Annotated in this window: 12 protein-coding genes; 4 read left to right on the plus strand and 8 right to left on the minus strand. The window is 58.0% G+C overall.

Features of this window, described 5'->3' with window-relative positions; translation table 11 throughout:
- Positions 1-6 precede the first annotated feature (6 nt).
- Positions 7-1,059: a hypothetical protein gene (locus tag SPITH_RS03805; RefSeq protein WP_014624399.1), complete on the minus strand. Its 1,053-nt coding sequence runs from the start codon at positions 1,057-1,059 to the stop codon at positions 7-9.
- A gap of 3 nt (positions 1,060-1,062) precedes the next feature.
- Complete coding sequence (locus SPITH_RS03810) at positions 1,063-3,615, minus strand: hypothetical protein (RefSeq protein WP_014624400.1); 2,553 nt, start codon at positions 3,613-3,615, stop codon at positions 1,063-1,065.
- Between the two features lie 155 nt (positions 3,616-3,770).
- Here SPITH_RS03810 and SPITH_RS03815 point away from each other — a divergent pair, with 155 nt between their 5' ends.
- Positions 3,771-4,247 carry an FtsB family cell division protein gene (locus SPITH_RS03815; RefSeq protein WP_014624401.1) on the plus strand — a complete coding sequence of 159 codons (477 nt, stop codon included), beginning with the start codon at positions 3,771-3,773 and terminating at the stop codon, positions 4,245-4,247.
- Here SPITH_RS03815 and SPITH_RS03820 read toward each other — a convergent pair.
- Entirely contained in the window at positions 4,220-5,479 is a 1,260-nt protein-coding gene (locus tag SPITH_RS03820; RefSeq protein WP_245523441.1) for a DUF1015 family protein, read from the minus strand. The two genes, SPITH_RS03815 and SPITH_RS03820, sit on opposite strands and share 28 nt — an antisense overlap.
- 449 nt (positions 5,480-5,928) lie before the next feature.
- Between SPITH_RS03820 and arfA the strand changes: the two genes are divergently transcribed.
- From arfA to SPITH_RS03835, 3 genes are all read left to right on the plus strand, one after another.
- The gene (gene arfA, locus SPITH_RS03825; RefSeq protein ID WP_014624403.1) at positions 5,929-7,434 is read left to right on the plus strand and encodes an arabinosylfuranosidase ArfA; all 1,506 of its coding nucleotides are present in this window, start codon (positions 5,929-5,931) and stop codon (positions 7,432-7,434) included.
- Positions 7,427-8,917, plus strand: coding sequence for an alpha-N-arabinofuranosidase (locus tag SPITH_RS03830; RefSeq protein WP_014624404.1), 1,491 nt, complete (start codon positions 7,427-7,429; stop codon positions 8,915-8,917). Before arfA ends, SPITH_RS03830 begins: the two co-directional genes overlap by 8 nt.
- 91 nt (positions 8,918-9,008) lie before the next feature.
- On the plus strand, positions 9,009-10,115 hold the full coding sequence (locus tag SPITH_RS03835) for a sn-glycerol-1-phosphate dehydrogenase (RefSeq protein WP_245523442.1): 1,107 nt from the start codon (positions 9,009-9,011) through the stop codon (positions 10,113-10,115).
- 112 nt (positions 10,116-10,227) lie between these two features.
- On the opposite strand, the gene SPITH_RS03840 is transcribed toward SPITH_RS03835, so the two are convergent.
- The 5 genes from SPITH_RS03840 to SPITH_RS03860 form a co-directional block, all read right to left on the minus strand.
- Complete coding sequence (locus tag SPITH_RS03840) at positions 10,228-11,313, minus strand: glycoside hydrolase family 43 protein (protein ID WP_342626130.1); 1,086 nt, start codon at positions 11,311-11,313, stop codon at positions 10,228-10,230.
- Positions 11,237-12,790, minus strand: a complete 1,554-nt coding sequence (locus tag SPITH_RS03845; RefSeq protein ID WP_245523443.1) for an arabinan endo-1,5-alpha-L-arabinosidase — start codon at positions 12,788-12,790, stop codon at positions 11,237-11,239. The genes SPITH_RS03840 and SPITH_RS03845 overlap by 77 nt, the downstream gene beginning before the upstream one ends.
- Positions 12,791-12,891: 101 nt before the next feature.
- Positions 12,892-14,136: an IS256 family transposase gene (locus SPITH_RS03850; RefSeq protein ID WP_014624408.1), complete on the minus strand. Its 1,245-nt coding sequence runs from the start codon at positions 14,134-14,136 to the stop codon at positions 12,892-12,894.
- 173 nt (positions 14,137-14,309) lie between these two features.
- Positions 14,310-15,047 carry a LamG domain-containing protein gene (locus tag SPITH_RS03855; RefSeq protein ID WP_014624409.1) on the minus strand — a complete coding sequence of 246 codons (738 nt, stop codon included), beginning with the start codon at positions 15,045-15,047 and terminating at the stop codon, positions 14,310-14,312.
- A gap of 73 nt (positions 15,048-15,120) precedes the next feature.
- Positions 15,121-16,410 (minus strand): hypothetical protein, encoded by a 1,290-nt coding sequence (locus SPITH_RS03860; protein ID WP_041624001.1) that lies wholly within the window; start codon positions 16,408-16,410, stop codon positions 15,121-15,123.
- Positions 16,411-16,426: the final 16 nt, after the last annotated feature.

Below are 16,426 nucleotides of genomic sequence, written 5' to 3' on the forward strand. Positions count from 1 at the left end.
GGACGTTCATGAAAAGAGTCGGGTATAGAGTGCTTCGGGAGGTTCCTCTCCTTCGGCGAGGGAGGCCCAGCGTGCCTGAAGGGCCACCGTACACTGTCCGCCTCCTATCTGGAGGCAGAGCCTGTGCCATATCTGGTGGAGCACGAGTTCCACGTCCACCTCCTCTCCCGTGATTTCCAGGAGGAGGTGCTCGCGATGGATGGCGAGGATGTTCCCTTTGTCCTTGAGGAGCCGGTTCACGAGTGCCGTGATGCACCCTGTGGTTCTCTTGTAGAAGAGGTCCTGCACGCTCAGGTCCAGTTTCTGTTGGAGGGGTACGAGGGAGAGGGTGGCGAGGGAGACTGGTCCGTGATGTTCTTTACGTATCGATCCGATCCGCTCCTCGCAGTCTTCCTTTCGGACTGCGAGAGGAGGATCTTCTTCCAGGATCTGGAAGAGGTGTTGCACCTCCCTGATGCGTGGTGTGCCCAATTCCCTGAGTACGGTGGTGAGAGTTCCGATTTCGGAAGGGGAAGAGGGGCTGTTCGGTTTCTCGATCACCACGAGACTCAGGGGGAGGAAGAGTCGCTGCTCCGTGAAAGGGAGGAGGATGATACGGGAGGGTGTACCTTTCGGGAAGATCTTTTCCTGGACGGGACGTCCCTCCGAGGAATCGGTGGAGGTGAGGAGGTCCACCACTTCGTCCCGTGAGAGCTCGGGAGGTTCTTCCTCTCCCCGGACGATCCAGGGGAGGTACCGCGTCCCGGCGAGGTCAGGAGCGTACCAGACAGCCTTCTCGGGATTGAGGATACGCAGGAGCGCCCGGAAGGTCTCGTGAATGTAGAGGAGGCATGCAGGAGTGGTGGTGAGGGTATGGATGAGGTATTCCAGCTGGTCTTGGAATCGTGGAGACGAGGGTTCCCTGTGGTCTGGACCAGCTGTCTGTGGCGTCTTTTTTTTTTCGTCTTGGGAGGGGGGTGATGGCCGTGTCACCTCTTCTCTGTAGGCACGTGCCTTCGAGTAGAGTCCACCACCTCCCTGTTGGTCTTTGAGTGTCTGCACCTTGTGGAGCAGTCCCATCGGTTACGACTCCAGACCGAGCTCTTCGAAGAGTCGTTTGTAGGTGTCGAAATAGGGGGATCGAGCGAATTCCTGGATCTTTTCCTCGGGTAGGGCCTCGAGGAGTTGATCCATGTAGGAGAGGACCGCCTTCAGTTCCTCCTTCAAAGTGTCGGGGAGGCTAGCTCCTTCTCCTCCCGCGCCCCGCTCGCTCTCTTCCTTCTGGAAGGCCTCCTCAGCCACCCGGGAGACTTCTTCCATGTCCACTTCTTCCGGAAGTGAGGGCTCCATTTCTATGAGTTCGGCGGCCTGGAGGAGGTCCTCTTCGGGCTGGAGTTCCTCGGGTTCCTCGACGGGTTCTTCCGTCTCTTCTCGAGGTGTGATGCTGAGTTCGAGTTCCTCCTCGGGCGGGGTTTCGGGCTCCTCTTCCGGGATGATTCCTTCATACGACCCGTAGGCCACCGCTTCTTCGGGTTCCCCTGTGATCTCGAGCTCCATCTCTTCTTCAGGTATGGCCTCGAGTCCTTCTGTCCCGCTCTTCTCCTGCGCCGTCTCCTCCATGGGGGCGGCCTCGAGTTCCTCGAGTGAGATTTCCTCCACTGCGGGTGGGATGGCCGTCCCCAGGGGTTCCTCTTCTTCCAAGGCCTGCTCCTCTGTTTCCTCGGAGGGCTCCATCTCGAGTTCTTCGAGGGAGATCTCTTCGAGTTCCTCCTCGGAGGGGAGTGGGATCTCCTCTTCCACCTCGGGGATCTGTTCTGTACTGAATTCCTCGAGTTCCTTGTTGTACTCCTCTATGATGTCCTCGGTTTCCGGTGTTTCCTCTTCCATGGAGAGAGGCTCTTCCACTTCTTCCTCGGTGAGGCCCTCTTCTTCCTTCTCTTCGATCTCAGCGGTGTTGAGGATGTTCTCCAGCTCCTCTCCGGTGAGGGCGATGGTCTCGTCCTCCTCTTCTTCATCGAAGAATCCGCCTCCGGAGGGGCTGGCGAGCTCCTCCTCCTCGGCGGGGGTCTCCCCCTCTTGGAGTCCGCTGATTTCCTCCATGGAGGAGTATTCCTCTCGCTCTTGTACCTGCGGTTCCTCCGCAGCCGGGAAGGGTTCTTCTCCCTCAGGTACGACGGGAGGCGAGGTGGTCCTCAGGGAGGAGAGTTCCGCCTTGAGGGATGCGAGTTCCTGTTTGATGGTGGCGAGTTCTTCCTCGATCCTGTTCAGGAGATTCTCTTCGGGAGAGACCTTAGGCGGAGCCATGGTGTGGGGCTCCGGTGGTGTTTCCGGTGTTTCTTCCTCGCTCAGCGGGGCGCTCATGGCCTCGGCTACCGCGGCGATGTCGCTGAACTCCTCTTCAGGAGGGAGCTCCGGAAGCTCCGCGGACTCGAAAGATTCGGTCCCCACGATGGGTTCCTCGGGTGCGGCTTCTTCCGGCGGGAGGATGGGTTCGAACTCCTCGTAGGTCTCTTCTGCCACGGGAGATTCCTCCAGGGAGATGGACGCTTCCTCCGATGCTTCCTCCATGGAGGGGGCTTCCTCGGGGTGCCCTTCCTCACCGGGTTCCTCGAGAAAGGAGGGCGCTGCTTCGACGGATTCCTTCTGGAGCTCCGAGAGGTCCAGATCAGATTCGAGCTCGAGTGAGGAGAGGTCCTCCTCTTCCCCAGCACGGATTCCTCCTTCGCCCTCTGCAGACTCCTCTCCCCATGATTCGGACGGGAGTTCTTCGAGGGAGAGGGGGGGTGTCTCCTCTTCAGGGGAGGGGATCTCCTCGAGGGAGAGCGATTCCTCCGGGAGCTCTCCGAAGGGTTGCTCCTCCGGTGAGGGTGGGGTCTCTTCTTGCTGCGGGGGTTCCTCCGGGGAAAGGGCTTCTTCGGCGAGGAAGTCGGAGACGGGGATTTCCTCCACTGCCGCCTCCTCGCTGATTTCTTCCGGAGGTGCGACCTCCTCCTCTCCCAGATCGATCTCGAGGAAGTCTCCGGCCTCGAGATCGCCGGAGAAGGTCTGCTCTTCGTGGGAGGATGGTTCTTCTGGCTCGAGTTCTTCTAGCTCGAATTCCTCGAGGTCCACGTGCGGTGTGGCTTCTTCACCGGTCTCTTCTTCGAGGGAGGGTTCGTGGGTCTCCTCGCCGGCGGGTTCCTCCGGGGGTTCTTCGGGCGCGGGTGTTTCCTCTTCGAAGAGTGCCTCTTCCGTCTCCTCGGAGGGGAAGGCCTCCAAGGTGGTCTCACCTGTCTCCTCCTCGAAGGGAAAGGCCTGGAGGTCTTCGTCGACTGTGGGTTCGGGGAGGGATGCCCCGGAGGGCTCTTCGAAGGGGGGTTCGAGGTCCTCGATCGATGTCTCTTCCCCGGGTGCTCCACCTTCGAGGGAGAGTCCTTCGATTTCGGGATATTCGGTCCCTTCTTCTATGCCTCTGTTCTCGAGTTCGGAGAGGATGGCTTCTTCTTCTTCGGTGAGGCCGCTCTCTTCGGGGAGGACGAGTTCCTCTCCATCGAAGGCGTCTTCGGGGATGTCCTCGGGTCCGGCTTTTACCCAGACCCCGTATTCTTCGAGGTTGTCGTCTGAGGGCTGAAGATCTTCTCGGTCCCGATCGGTCATGTACTCTCCCGTGCTGGAGCTGTTTTTTTCATCTTCGGCATGAGGGTCTCTCTATTTAAGTATAATGGTATGCCACTGCGTGTGCAATGTCAATGCGGAACACAGGATGCGGCTCCGAGGTTAAGTCTCTGCGGGTTTCTACCGTAAGATAAGTGATGATGTGGCGTGTGTGGGTCTCCGTATGGGTATCGGTTGTGCTCTACTTGTCGCTCTCGCTCTTTTTCGGGAACCAGGGGCTCCTGTCGTACGCCCGGGTGTCCCGTGCGGTGGGGGCGATGGAGGAAAATCTCCGTGAGCTCTCCTTCATCCAGAACAGGCTCAAGGAACAGGTGCGGCTCCTCTCCTCGAGAGAGGAGGTGCGCAAGGAGGCCCGCCGACTCCTCCTGGTGGGTGAGGGGGAGGGGGTGATCGATGTGCTGGGGCTCCCTGTGCCGCAGGATCCGGTGAGTCCGGGGGCGGTGATCTTTTTCCAGGGGGCCGAGAGGGATGTGCGCCCGCTCCTCAGAGGAGTGGCCGTGAGTGTGGGGTTGCTGGTGTTCCTGTTGTCGTGGTTCGTGGTACCTGCGGGCGAGCGGAGGAGGAGAGAGGGGGGTCCGTACGGGGTTCACAGGATGCAGCGGGCCTCGAGGTAGTAGCGCTTCTCTTCTGGTTCTCCAAGTGAAAAGCTTTTTCTCGGGAGTACGGTGCGGCGGGAGAGTGCCTCGAAGATGGCTTCCCGGGGGATGGGGGGGAGGAGGATGGCGGTGCCTCGGGGTGCGAGGTCCATGGTGTGGGCGAGGCCGTGGGTGTAGTCGATGCGGGTGCCGGGGTGCTGTGAGAGGAAGGTGTCGAGGAGGGGTTGGAGGGTCTCCACAGGGAGGGTGCCGGGGGGGAGGAGGAGGTGGTGGGCGCTGGTCCCGTCATAGAGGATGGCGGACGAGGGGTGTGTCGCGAGGAGGGTGGGGATGTCGTCGGGCGGAGCGGGGCGGTGGGATGTCGCGTGGGGGGTGAGGTGGTCGAGAAGGGCGGAGAGGGGGGTGTCGAAGAGGATGCGGTGTATGGGTTCTATGGCGAGGCCGGGGTCGTGGATGCTCACCACTTCCACGAGGCTGTACCGGGCGGGGTGGGTGGGGGGGGCGCCTGCACGCAGGTGTTCTTCCCACAGGGCTTTCGCCGTGGCGAGCGAGTGGTTGCCGTCTCCTACTGCGGCGATGATGCCTTGCGCGGCGAGCAGGGGGAGGGTGCGTTCCAGGTGGGGGAGGATGTCTTCCTCGGGGATGAAGACGCCGGCCACGGTGCCGCCTCCGAGCATGAGGGGGGTGTGGTAGAGGGTGTGGTGCGGGGCGAGGGGGGCGATGAGGGGTGCATGGCGGTCGTCGACGAGGAGGAGGGTGTGGGGGAGTTCGAGGGGGGCGCCGCGGCGGATGCGGAGGCGGGGTGGGATGCGTTCGGGGACGGTGGCTTCGGTGGGGATGATGGAGACGGAGGCGGGGTCCTGGTAGGAGTAGGCCTCCAGGTCCACGGCGAGGAGGAGGCCGGTTCTGGTGCGGCCGTAGCGGGTGGTGCGGCGGGTGAGGACGGCGCCGGGAGGGAGGGGGCGGAGGAGGCGGGAGTCCAGATAGGTGCGCATGGTGTGGTGGATACGGGCGATGCGCGCCTCGAGGTCGGGTTCGTCCAGGTGGACTTCGGGGAGGACGAGGTGGAGGGTGGAGGGGGCCTCCCCGACGATGCGCTCCACCTCGCGCCAGTACTCGGGCTGGGAGGTGAACTGATCGCAGGCGATCACGGCCCAGCGATGGAGGTCGACGCCCTCGTCGGGGAGGAGGATGGTGGTGGGGAGTAGGGGGAGAGTTTGAAGTGCGTCCGGCGATGTGCTCTTGTTCATGCACATACAATAGTGATCTCGTTCAGAGATGGCAAGGTGTGTGTGTTCTACGAAAAAGTTGATACTGAGTGAAATATCCTTGACACTCAGCCCAGGGTGGTATAATAATATGGGTAATATATCCGATAGATTGATATTGAACATGAAAATAGATAAAATTCTGGCAAGGAGGCTTTTCCCCCCGGGGGGGTAATGCCGAGGCAAGGAGAAGAGGAATATGCGGCAATCTCGATCCTTCCCAAAAGAGGAGGTCCCGGGGCGTGGATCTCATAGGTGCACTACGATGGTTGTGCTCCAGGAAGGTACGGGAACAGGCGTGCGCGGGCACGTGGGATGCGTCTCTCCTTCGTAGCGGACGGGAGGAAATCCCTATTGCGGATACGAGGGAATGAAGTGCATCTCGTGAGGAGCCATATATTTATCAAGAGATTTTTGATTTCGGAGGCATCATGCAACAGGCGAAGATCATTCTCGATCGTGATTTCGTGATCGGAGAGGTGGATCGGTATCTCTACGGTTCGTTCATCGAGCACCTCGGACGAGCAGTCTATTCCGGGATCTATGAGCCGGGGCACCCGGATGCCGATGAGCAGGGATTCAGGAAGGATGTCCTTCAGCTGGTGAAGGATCTGGGAGTCACCATCGTGAGGTATCCCGGAGGAAATTTCGCCTCCGGCTACAACTGGACCGATGGTATTGGTCCGAGAGATCGTCGTCCCAGAAGGTTGGAGCTCGCCTGGCGTTCCATCGAGACGAACGAGGTGGGCATAGACGAGTTCGTTGACTGGGCCCGCAAGGCGGGTGTGGATGTGATGGCTGCCGTCAACCTCGGGACCGGTACCCCTCAGGAGGCGGGGTACTTCATCGAGTACTGCAATCACCCGTCGGGTACGTACTGGAGCGATCTCAGGATCGAGTACGGACACAAGGATCCTCATTCGATCAAGGTATGGTGCCTGGGAAACGAGATGGATGGTCCTTGGCAGATCTGCCATCTCGAGGCAGACGATTACGGCAAGAAGGCCCTGGAGACGGCGAAGATCATGAAATGGGTGGACCCGGAGATAAAGCTGGTGGCGAGTGGGAGTTCCACCTCCTTCATGCCCACGTTCCCGGAATGGGACAGGACGATTCTCGAATACCTCTACGATCATGTGGAGTACATCTCCCTCCATCGTTATTACGAGAACGAGGGAGACGTGGATGATTTCTTGGCTTCTTTCGTGGATATGGATCGGTTCATCCGTGCGGTGGTGGCCACAGCGGATTTCGTGAAGGCGAAGAAGAGGAGCGCCAAGTCGCTCATGCTCTCGTTCGATGAATGGAATGTGTGGTATCAGAAGAAGCTGAAACTCATGCCCTGGGAGACGGCACCTCCCATCCTCGAGGACAGATATTCGTTGCTCGATGCGCTGGTGGTGGGGGGACTGATCTCTACATTGATAAACAATGCCGATCGGGTCAAGATGGCGTGTCTGGCTCAGCTTGTGAATGTGATCGCGCCCATCTATACTGAACGGGGGGGGAGGGCCATCAAGCAGACCATCTACCATCCTTTCCGGCTCGCTGCCAGGTATGGGAGAGGTGAGGCTCTCAAACCCATCGTGAAGGCTCCCACCTATGGAACGAGGAGCTATGAGGAGGTCCCCTTGGTCTATCCTGCCGCCACCTACGATGAGGCGTCGGGTGACATCACGGTGTTCGTGCTCAACACCTCCCAGGATGTCCCCGTGAAGGTGGAGCTGGATTTCCGGTCCTTCGATGGGGTTTCCTTCGCGGAGCATATAGTCCTGGATGGTCCTGATCTCCATGCGATCAACACCTTCGAGGAGCCGGACAAGGTGCACCCCCGTCGAGAGAAACGTGTGGAACCGATGAAAACGGATGTCTTTTCGGTTACCCTCCCCAGACTGTCATGGAACGTGCTCAGGTTCAGGAGGAATCGTGATGAATAGAGTCATAGTGTATCCAGAGCCATCGTGGAAGATCCCGCGAGAGATCTATGGGCACTTCTCAGAACATCTCGGACGGTGTATCTACGAAGGGATATGGGTGGGGGAGGATTCTCCCATACCCAACATCAGAGGGTACCGAAAGGATGTGGTGGAGGCCCTGCGAAGGATAAGGATTCCCGTGCTCCGGTGGCCCGGTGGATGTTTTGCCGATGAGTATCACTGGAAAGACGGGGTGGGACCGAGGGAGAACCGGCCCAGGAGGATCAATACCCACTGGGGAAGGGTGATCGAGACGAACCACTTCGGTACGCATGAGTTCCTCGACCTCTGCGAGCTGTTGGGGTGTGAGCCCTACGTGGCGGCCAACGTGGGAAGCGGGACCGTGCAGGAGATGGGGGAATGGATAGAGTACATGACCTTTGGTGGTGATTCGGAGATGGCGGAGTGGCGCAGGAAGAATGGGCGTGAGAAACCCTGGCGGCTCCCCTATCTGGGGATAGGGAACGAGACGTGGGGGTGCGGGGGCAATATGCGTCCGGAGTTCTACGCCGATCTCTACAGGCGGTATCGGACCTATGTCCGTGATTACGGAGAGGAACCGATTTACAAGATCGCCTCGGGAGCGAACGTAGACGACTATCGGTGGACCGAGGTGCTCATGAGAGAGGCGGGCCACCTCATGGATGGGCTGAGCCTCCACTACTATACCGTGCCGGGAACCTGGGAGGAGAAAGGGGCCGCAACGGGTTTTCCCGAGGAGGAGTGGTTCGAGACCCTCAAAAAGGCACTCTTTATGGAAACGCTCATTGTGCGGCACGGCACGATCATGGACCGGTACGATCCGGAACGAAGGGTGGGGCTCATTGTGGACGAGTGGGGTACCTGGTACCGGGTGGAAGATGGCACCCATCCCGCGTTCCTCTATCAGCAGAACACCATCCGGGATGCCCTGGTCGCGGGGATCCATCTCAACGTGTTCAACCGTCACGCCTACAGGGTGAGGATGGCGAATCTCGCCCAGCTCGCCAATGTGCTCCAGGCCCTCTTTCTCACGGAAGGAGAGAAGGTGGTCTATACCCCCACGTACCATGTCTTCGACCTTTACGCTCCCCATCAGGAGGGGGAACATCTTCCCCTCCGTTACGAGGGAGATGAGTACCGGATGGGAAAGGAGGCGATTCCTCTCGTGAGTGCGTCCGCATCGAGGAAAAAAGGGAGGATCCACCTTACCTTGTGCAATCTCCATCACGAGAAACAGGTGGAACTCACCTGCGAGTTCATGGGCACCTCTGTCGCTTACCGGGAGGGGCATATACTCACCGCAGACACGCTCGATGCACACAATACGTTCGAAGATCCGGACAGGGTCGTGCCTCGGCCCTTCGATGGAGGAGTTGTCTCGAAGGAAGGGGTGGTGCGGACGGCCCTTCCTCCCAGATCCGTCGTGGCGCTGAACTTCTCGTCCGGGGAAAAGGGAGCGTGACTTGAGGATGGGGGATCCGGTGTCCAGGAGTGGGTCGATGGGAGGGGGGGGCTGTGCCTGTGGAAGGGTGCATGAGAGTAAGGTGCAAAGCGTGCGTATCTGTGAAGCATCCTGTGAGGAGGACCTTCTCTCTCTTCTGGAAGGTCTACATCTGGAAGGGGATGTGCTGTGCGTGGCGGATGAGTACACATGGGAGGTACAGGGGAAGGAGGTATACCAGGAACTTAGAGGCCACCTGGGGCGATCCGTTCGATCGTTTGTCTTTCCGGGTCGGAAGAGACTTCATCCAGATGAGCACGCCGTAGGAGCGCTCACGATTTCCGCACATTCCGGGGTGGGCATGATCGTGGCCGTGGGCTCCGGCACTATCAACGATATATGCCGGTTCGTGTCGTTCGTGCTGGGCATCCCATACCTGGTGGTGGCGACTGCTCCCTCGATGGACGGCTATGCATCTTCCGTGAGCCCTCTCCTTGTGAACGGGAAGAAGCAGACCTTCCCCGCTCATGTGCCGTTCGCTGTCTTTGCGTCCCGGAGGGTGCTCCAGGAGGCACCGGCGGAATTGATCCGGGCCGGAATGGGAGATATGATAGGAAAAAGGACCGCCCTCACGGACTGGCGGCTCTCCCACAGGAGGAAGGGGGAATACTACTGTCCAGAAGTAGCATCCCTCATGGAGCAGGCGGTGGACGCGGCGCTCGACTCCCTTCGATCCGGAGACGGGGCAACGGGTGTGGACGTCACTGCCCTCATGGAGGGGCTCGTCCTTTCCGGTCTTGCGATGGAATACGTGGGCAGTTCCCGCCCTGCCTCCGGCTCGGAGCACCACCTCGTGCACTACTGGGAGTACAGACTCCTCGATGCGGGAGTGGAGCCTCCCTTTTTCCATGGGTCTGCCGTAGGAGTCGCTACGTTGTGTATCGCCCACTGCTATGCCTTCATGAGCGCACGCCTTCCAGATCTGGTTTCGGATCTGGGCCTTGTCCCTCCTTCTCCTTCGGAGGTGCATGCCTTGCTCGTGTCCTCGGGGTTGAAGATCAGGCCGGCACAATTGGGTATCGATGGGAATCTCCTCCATGACAGTATCCGTCAAGCGAGTGAACTGCGGCCCCATCGGTACACCATATTACAGATGGCACGAGAGATGGACCTCATCGATGACATGGCCGACTATGTGGTATCCCACCTGGGGGGATAAAAGAGAACACTTTTGATGCCATATGGCAACCTCATGGGAGAAGGAGAGGGACGTCCCAGAGAGACGTCCCTCTTTAGTGGATGGTACCACTTTTTTACCTTAGTGGGAATCCTCAAGGTGAGGGCGAGATAAGAGGTATGTTCCCCTCCTCGTCGTAGGTGAGATATTCGGCGCACACTGATCTCCGGTAGGATCCTCCGCCTGGAAGCGTACCGTTGTGATAGAAGATGTACCACTTCCCCTTGAACTCGACGATCGCATGGTGACTCGTATTGCAATTTTCCGCATGGGTCATCAGTTTCCCTCCAGGTTTCCATGGGCCGGTCGGATGGTCACTCGTGGCGTACACCAGCTGTTCCTCCCATCCGGCAGCCCACGAGAGGTAGTACTTGCCTTTGTATTTGTGAATCCACAGGGCCTCTGTAAAGGGGAGTCCTGCCACGAAGGGGAGAAGAAGAGGTTGTATCCCCGTCTCTTCGTCGAAGCTGATCATGTCTTCATTGAGTTTCACATACTTGGGGTAGGTGTTGCCGAAGTACAAGTATGCCTGACCGTCGTCATCGATGAGCACAGTGGGGTCGATGTCGTCCCAGCTCCATCTCGGTTGCCCGGAGAACTTCGTCATGCTGGAGGTGATGAGCGCCCTTCCCAGGGCGTCCGTGAAGGGACCGGTCGGACTGTCCGAAACCGCTACCCCTATCGCCATACCCCCTGTGGAGGCCTGGGCCACACTCACATAGTAGTAGAATTTGCCGTTCCGGTGTACCACCTGTCCCGCCCAGGCATTCCCATCTGCCCATGCGAAATCCCTGACGGAGAGCACCGGACCGTGATTGGTCCAGTGGATCATGTCTTTCGTGGAATAGCAGTACCAGTCGTTCATCACATACGTGGTTGCACCTTCTGGGGCCTCATCATGCCCTACGTAAAGATAGAGTGTATCTCCATGGACAAGTGCTGCAGGATCCGCTGAATAGATGTCTCGTATGATGGGGTTGTCCCAGGGGGTAGGGTCCACCTCGCCTTCCGGTAGGATTCGACACCCTGTGGAATAGGAGAGAAAAAGGATCAAGAGCGTCCCCAGAATAGCAGGTAGATGATGCTGAGTGTTTTTCATAGGCTTACTCCTTGTTGCCGAAGAAATATTCTCCCGTTTCCGGGCAGAATGCAGTGAAGGTGAGAGTGTGTCTCTCCACATCACCTATTCGTGACCAGTCCAGGGCATCGCTCACGATGCCCTTGTAGGTCCCGAGGAGGGTCCCCTGGTTGTCCTCGAGCTGGATGGTGATGTGGTAGTGGTTCGAGATCGACCAGGTGCCTTGGTAGGCTCCTGAGATCGTACCCTCCGGGTGAAAGGTCACATTCTCGGATACCGTCTCGATCGCATCTTCCAGATTCACTTCGTCGGAGCTCTGGGTACCTTCATAGGTTGAAACGAATCCCCAACTGGTTCCTCTTTTCGTGTGGATGACTTTATAGGTCCCTGCGAATTCCGTAGGATTCATCTCTCTCAAGGTTTCCCCGGCGTATTCGTTGGGATTGGCCACCGGCCATCCGTCTTCAGTGAAGTAGATTTGTCTCACCTGGAGATAGAAGTACCAGCTCTCTCTGAATGTAGTCCTCGTATGGTGGGCCATGAGGATCCTGCCATCCTGAGTGATGAGGAGCGATTGTCCTCCTGGATTCCTCCAGCCGTATTGACATTCAAACTGATGAGCACCAAGGATCTTGTTCCCGTATCTATGGGATTCCTCCCAGGTGAGTGTGGTGAGATCTCTTCCTTCGGAATCGTAATATGGCCCTACGATGCCTTCGGAGATCGGACGACGTCCCACCCGTATACTGTAGTCATAGAGGAGGTCTCCCAGGGAGTAGAAGAGATAGTAGTACTCTCCATATTGAAAGATGCACGCTCCTTCGATTGCTATTCCATTCCCACCCGCGATCAGGGTCCCGTATCCGTTTTCTATGGTATCCGCAGGATAACCGTCGATCGGCATGCCGGTAGTGGGATCGAGTTCGAGTATGGCGATCCCCCCTTTCCATGAGCCATAGGTGAGCCACATGTGCCCTTCCACATCGAAGACCACCTCGGGGTCAATGGCTCCGAACCCTTTCGACCAGTCTCCTCCGCTCTCGTTGAGGCAATCCTCGTCGATCGTTCCGGGAGTCCTCGTGAAGGTGTAGCGGACCACAGTGGAACAAGAATAGGTGGAGGGATCATACTCGTCGGCCGGGAGATACGGGCCGATAGGCGTGTCGGCTATGGCAAGACCGATCCAGGCACGGGGTCGGTTGTCATTGTCGGGGACGTCCACGATGACCCCGTGGTACATGTAGTAGCGGCCGTTGAGTTTCACCACTGAGGGAGCCCAGGTATAGGCCTCTGCATCAGAGGAGAATCCGAGCCACTCCTTCATCTCCTCGTCCCACATGCCGAGGGCCGGTTCAGGCAGGCATTCCCAGTGTACGAGGTCCTTCGATCGACGGACCTGGACGCCTCCTTGCCAGGTGTTTCCAATGCTTGCATCGGTGGAGAACACATAGAAGGTGCCGTCATCGTCCTGGAATAGTTCGGGGTCGTGGACGTTCAAAGGTCCCCACGTCGTGGGATCGTAGATGTCGATGGAACGTGTGTACTTTTCTGTGATTGCAGGATCTTCTCCGCCATCCACAGGAGTGTCCGTGGGTGAGTATTCACTCCCCACTCGGCATGAGAGAAGAAGGATGACATACCATGTAGTAAGAAAAAAGGTGTGCTTTACCATAGGGATTGTCAAGGGGGAGTGTTGAAATTGAGCTGGAGCTGATAAGGGGTGCGTCTCCCCACCTCTTGTATCACCTGCATGCCCACCACGTAGAGGCCTACCACCTCATCTGCATGGGCATGGCTCATATACCCAGGATACCTCCGTAGAAAGCTTCTCATGTGCCGAAACATGTTCTCCGCAAGGTTGCTCGTCCTCACCTTCTCCTTCCACTCATAGGGTAACTCCAGATAGGAGAAAAGCCGGTCCTTCCGCCACAGGAGGGAGGCCGTCATCCGGGGAGCCTTCGCCGCCCACTTCTTCACGAATGCCTCCAACGCACGTGCTGCGTCCTCCTTCCCTCCTGCCTCAAAGAGCTTCCAGTACTCCGCTCGAAAAGCTCGCCTCTCCTTCTGGAGGTCTGCGTTCTTCCCCTTCCGTTCCCCCATGTCCTGCAGGAGCTTCTGCTCAAGCGTACCCTGCAGGTGCCAGAGGCATACCTGCTTCTTCGCCTCAGGATACACCGTCTCCACGGCCTGCCGGATCCCCTCAGCCTCATCGGCCACCACCAGCTCCACCTCATGAAGCCCTCGCTCATAGAGCCTGGTAAGGAGTCGCTCGTAGCTCGCCTGGTCCTCCTGCTCCGCAACGACCCAGTCGAGGAGCTCATGAGATCCGTCCTCCTTCACCCCCACGGCACTCAGGACAACCAGCTTCTTCTGACCCCTCCCACGCCTCTTTGCCCACACTCCATCCAGCACAAGGGCCTTCACTCCTCTAAGGGACCTCCTCCGCCACTGCTCCTTCTCCTCACGAAGACGCTTTATGAGCCGCAGGAGTGTCTGCGGGTGAGCCTCGCCTATCCCCAGCTCCCGTAACAGGATGGCCCACGTCCGCGCGCTCATCCCTCCCACATACCCGAGAAGGAGCTGCTCGGCGAGGGCCACGAGCCTCTGCTCATAGGCGACCAGCTTCACCTCCTTCCCCCCGCCGGTGCGGATGCGGGGCACGCGTACATCCTCGATCGGCCCCCAGGGGGTCTGCACGGTCTTCCACTTTCTGTAGCCGTACCGGTAGTACGGTGCCTTCTCAGCCTCCCCTCGTGCATATCGTGGTCGTCCTACTGCCTCCTCTCTCAGCGTCTCAAGGAGGTGTTCCAGGTACGTCTTGTAGGTGTGGCGCACCTCCTCCCGGAGTTGGGCCTCTACTTGCTTCATCAGAGCAGAGAGGGTATACTGTGTTTCAGTCAATGCGCGTGTGTTACCACGCTTCATGGGGTATCTCCTCCTTGAAAAAAGGATTAGTGTGGTGGGAGATACCCCTTATCTTTTTTCCCCGCCTTTTTCAACACTCGATGTTACAGTCCCTTTACCATAAAGTACGCCCCATTGCAGCCTGTTGAGGGAAAACCCCTGCCCCGGGGTGGGGCAGGGGGTGAGGAGGGAACTTATCGTACAGGGATACCCGACTGCATGATGGCCTTGATCTGTTGGTCCGTGTATGCCGCGTCGGCGATGAGGATCTCGTCCATCTTTCCCACGAAGAGCGGATCGGGCCAGTTGCTCGCACCTATGTAGAGTCCCTTCTTTTCTACATGAGAAGGAAGGAGTCCCGTATAACCGGATGCCACGCGCTTACCGTCGATGTACATGACCATCTCTCTCCCGTTCACTGTGATGGCCAGGTGTACCCATTCACCCGTAGGAAGGGCAGGTCCGAGCAGTTTCACGCTACCAGATGGATGAAAGATGTCACACCTCATCACACCTTCCACGCCGCTGAACCCGAACCACATGTCGGCGGTGGCGCCGTCACCGAAATCGAATATCCTGGCCCAGGGAGGCCATGCCTCGGCATTCACCCAGGCGAGGAATGACCACTCTTTACCCTCCAGGACATCGGGTTTGAGTTCGATATACGTCTGGGTCCCATCGAATACGAGCGCTTTCCCGAACTTTCCTTCGGTGGTCGCCGGTTTACCCCTGATGAGCGCGTCCAGTCCGTTCCCTGAATCGTCTTTCAGGGTATCTCCCTCGATATGGTCCATGGTGTAGATAGCCCTCGCATGGAGGTCGAAATCCACCGTAAGGGGTGCTCCTTTCTTTTCCATCGAGGCACATCCCGCAAGAGTGAGGATGAGGACGAGTACTCTCCCCACCACTTTGGTTACGCTCGAACTATTCATAGGTCTCCTCCACGATATGTGGTTCTTTATGGTGTGTCCCCCGTTCAGAGGAACAGGGGACACCTTTGTCTATTCAGAACCAGAAGGCGACATTGAGGGGTACGTAATGGGAGATGGCCTTCACCGATGTCTTAGATTCGTAATAGTTGATGTGCATCTGATACCCCAGTTGTACGTATCCGTTGGAGAGATTTTTCTTTATGAACGGGAAGACCCCGCCGCCCATGGCCATTCCGGACGTTCCATCCGTGGGATTGGCAGGCACGTATGCGGCATCGATGTTGGTGGAGAATCCTAGATCATCGCTGTCGCCGCTCATCATGTTTCCCACTTGGCCGGAAGAGTCCGACATGTAGGTGAAGTTCCCTCTGAGTCCTACCTGGACTCCAGGGAGGGGCAGGTCGTAGAGCGCGTCGAGCACGACTCTGTCAAGGAGAATCTCTTGAGCGTTGTCATGGAACTCGGTCGCGTAGGCGAATCTGTTGCCAAGGGCAATGCGGAGAGATGAGATCGGTCGATATGCTCCGGAGACGTTGATATTGTGCTTCATTCCTTCTGTAGCTGTTCGGTACTGGAAGTCGTAACCTGCGGCGAGATCGAAACCCGATCCGAGGAAGTTGAATCCCTCAGCGCTCAGATAGGCCTCTCTCACCACGTCGTCGTCTCCCTTGTAATCGGAAGCGGAGTACCACAGTCCGTGGTAATACCCGGCTTTGAGAGTGACACCCATGGGGAGACTGTACCTCATGTTGATCTTGAACTGGTCTACCAGGTTCTGCCAATAGTTGTTGGCCGGCATGGATCCCCAGCCGTCGTTGGTACTCCAGGCTCGTATCGGTACCCCAACGAGAAGCGAAAACCCATCGAGCATGTAGGGCTTGATCTCGAGCCCGGTGAAGTAGGGGCCTACGTCCCGATCGGCCACGTTGTGCGCGTAGATGAACCCCCATGCGAGGTCATTGGTGACGTATCCGAAGTGCTGTTCCTCGAACTTACCGGTGAGGAGGTCGACCTGATTGTTGAGAAGGTTTATCCGTACGTTACCCTGATAGAAGGGAACGTCATCGCCATAGAGATCGTACCAGGTGTCGAGATCGTTGCCGAGACGTATCCCGAGGACGAAGTGGATATTCTGGGAGTCCATGAACATGTTCACTTCGGTGCGTCCGCCGTACCACGAACCGAATCCGGCTCCGTATTCGAACTGTTCCCAGTCTTCACTCCCGGTCTGTGTGGCATAGGTGGTGAGGAGGTAGTTGGAATAGTCCGCATATCCGTGGAACATCACCTGTTGAGCGGCGAGGATACCTCCTGCACATGCCACAATGAGTGCTACTCCAAAAATCCGTAATGCCTTCATCATACGTTCCTCCTGTTGG

The organism is Spirochaeta thermophila DSM 6578, from assembly GCF_000184345.1.
Classification (GTDB): domain Bacteria; phylum Spirochaetota; class Spirochaetia; order Winmispirales; family Winmispiraceae; genus Winmispira; species Winmispira thermophila.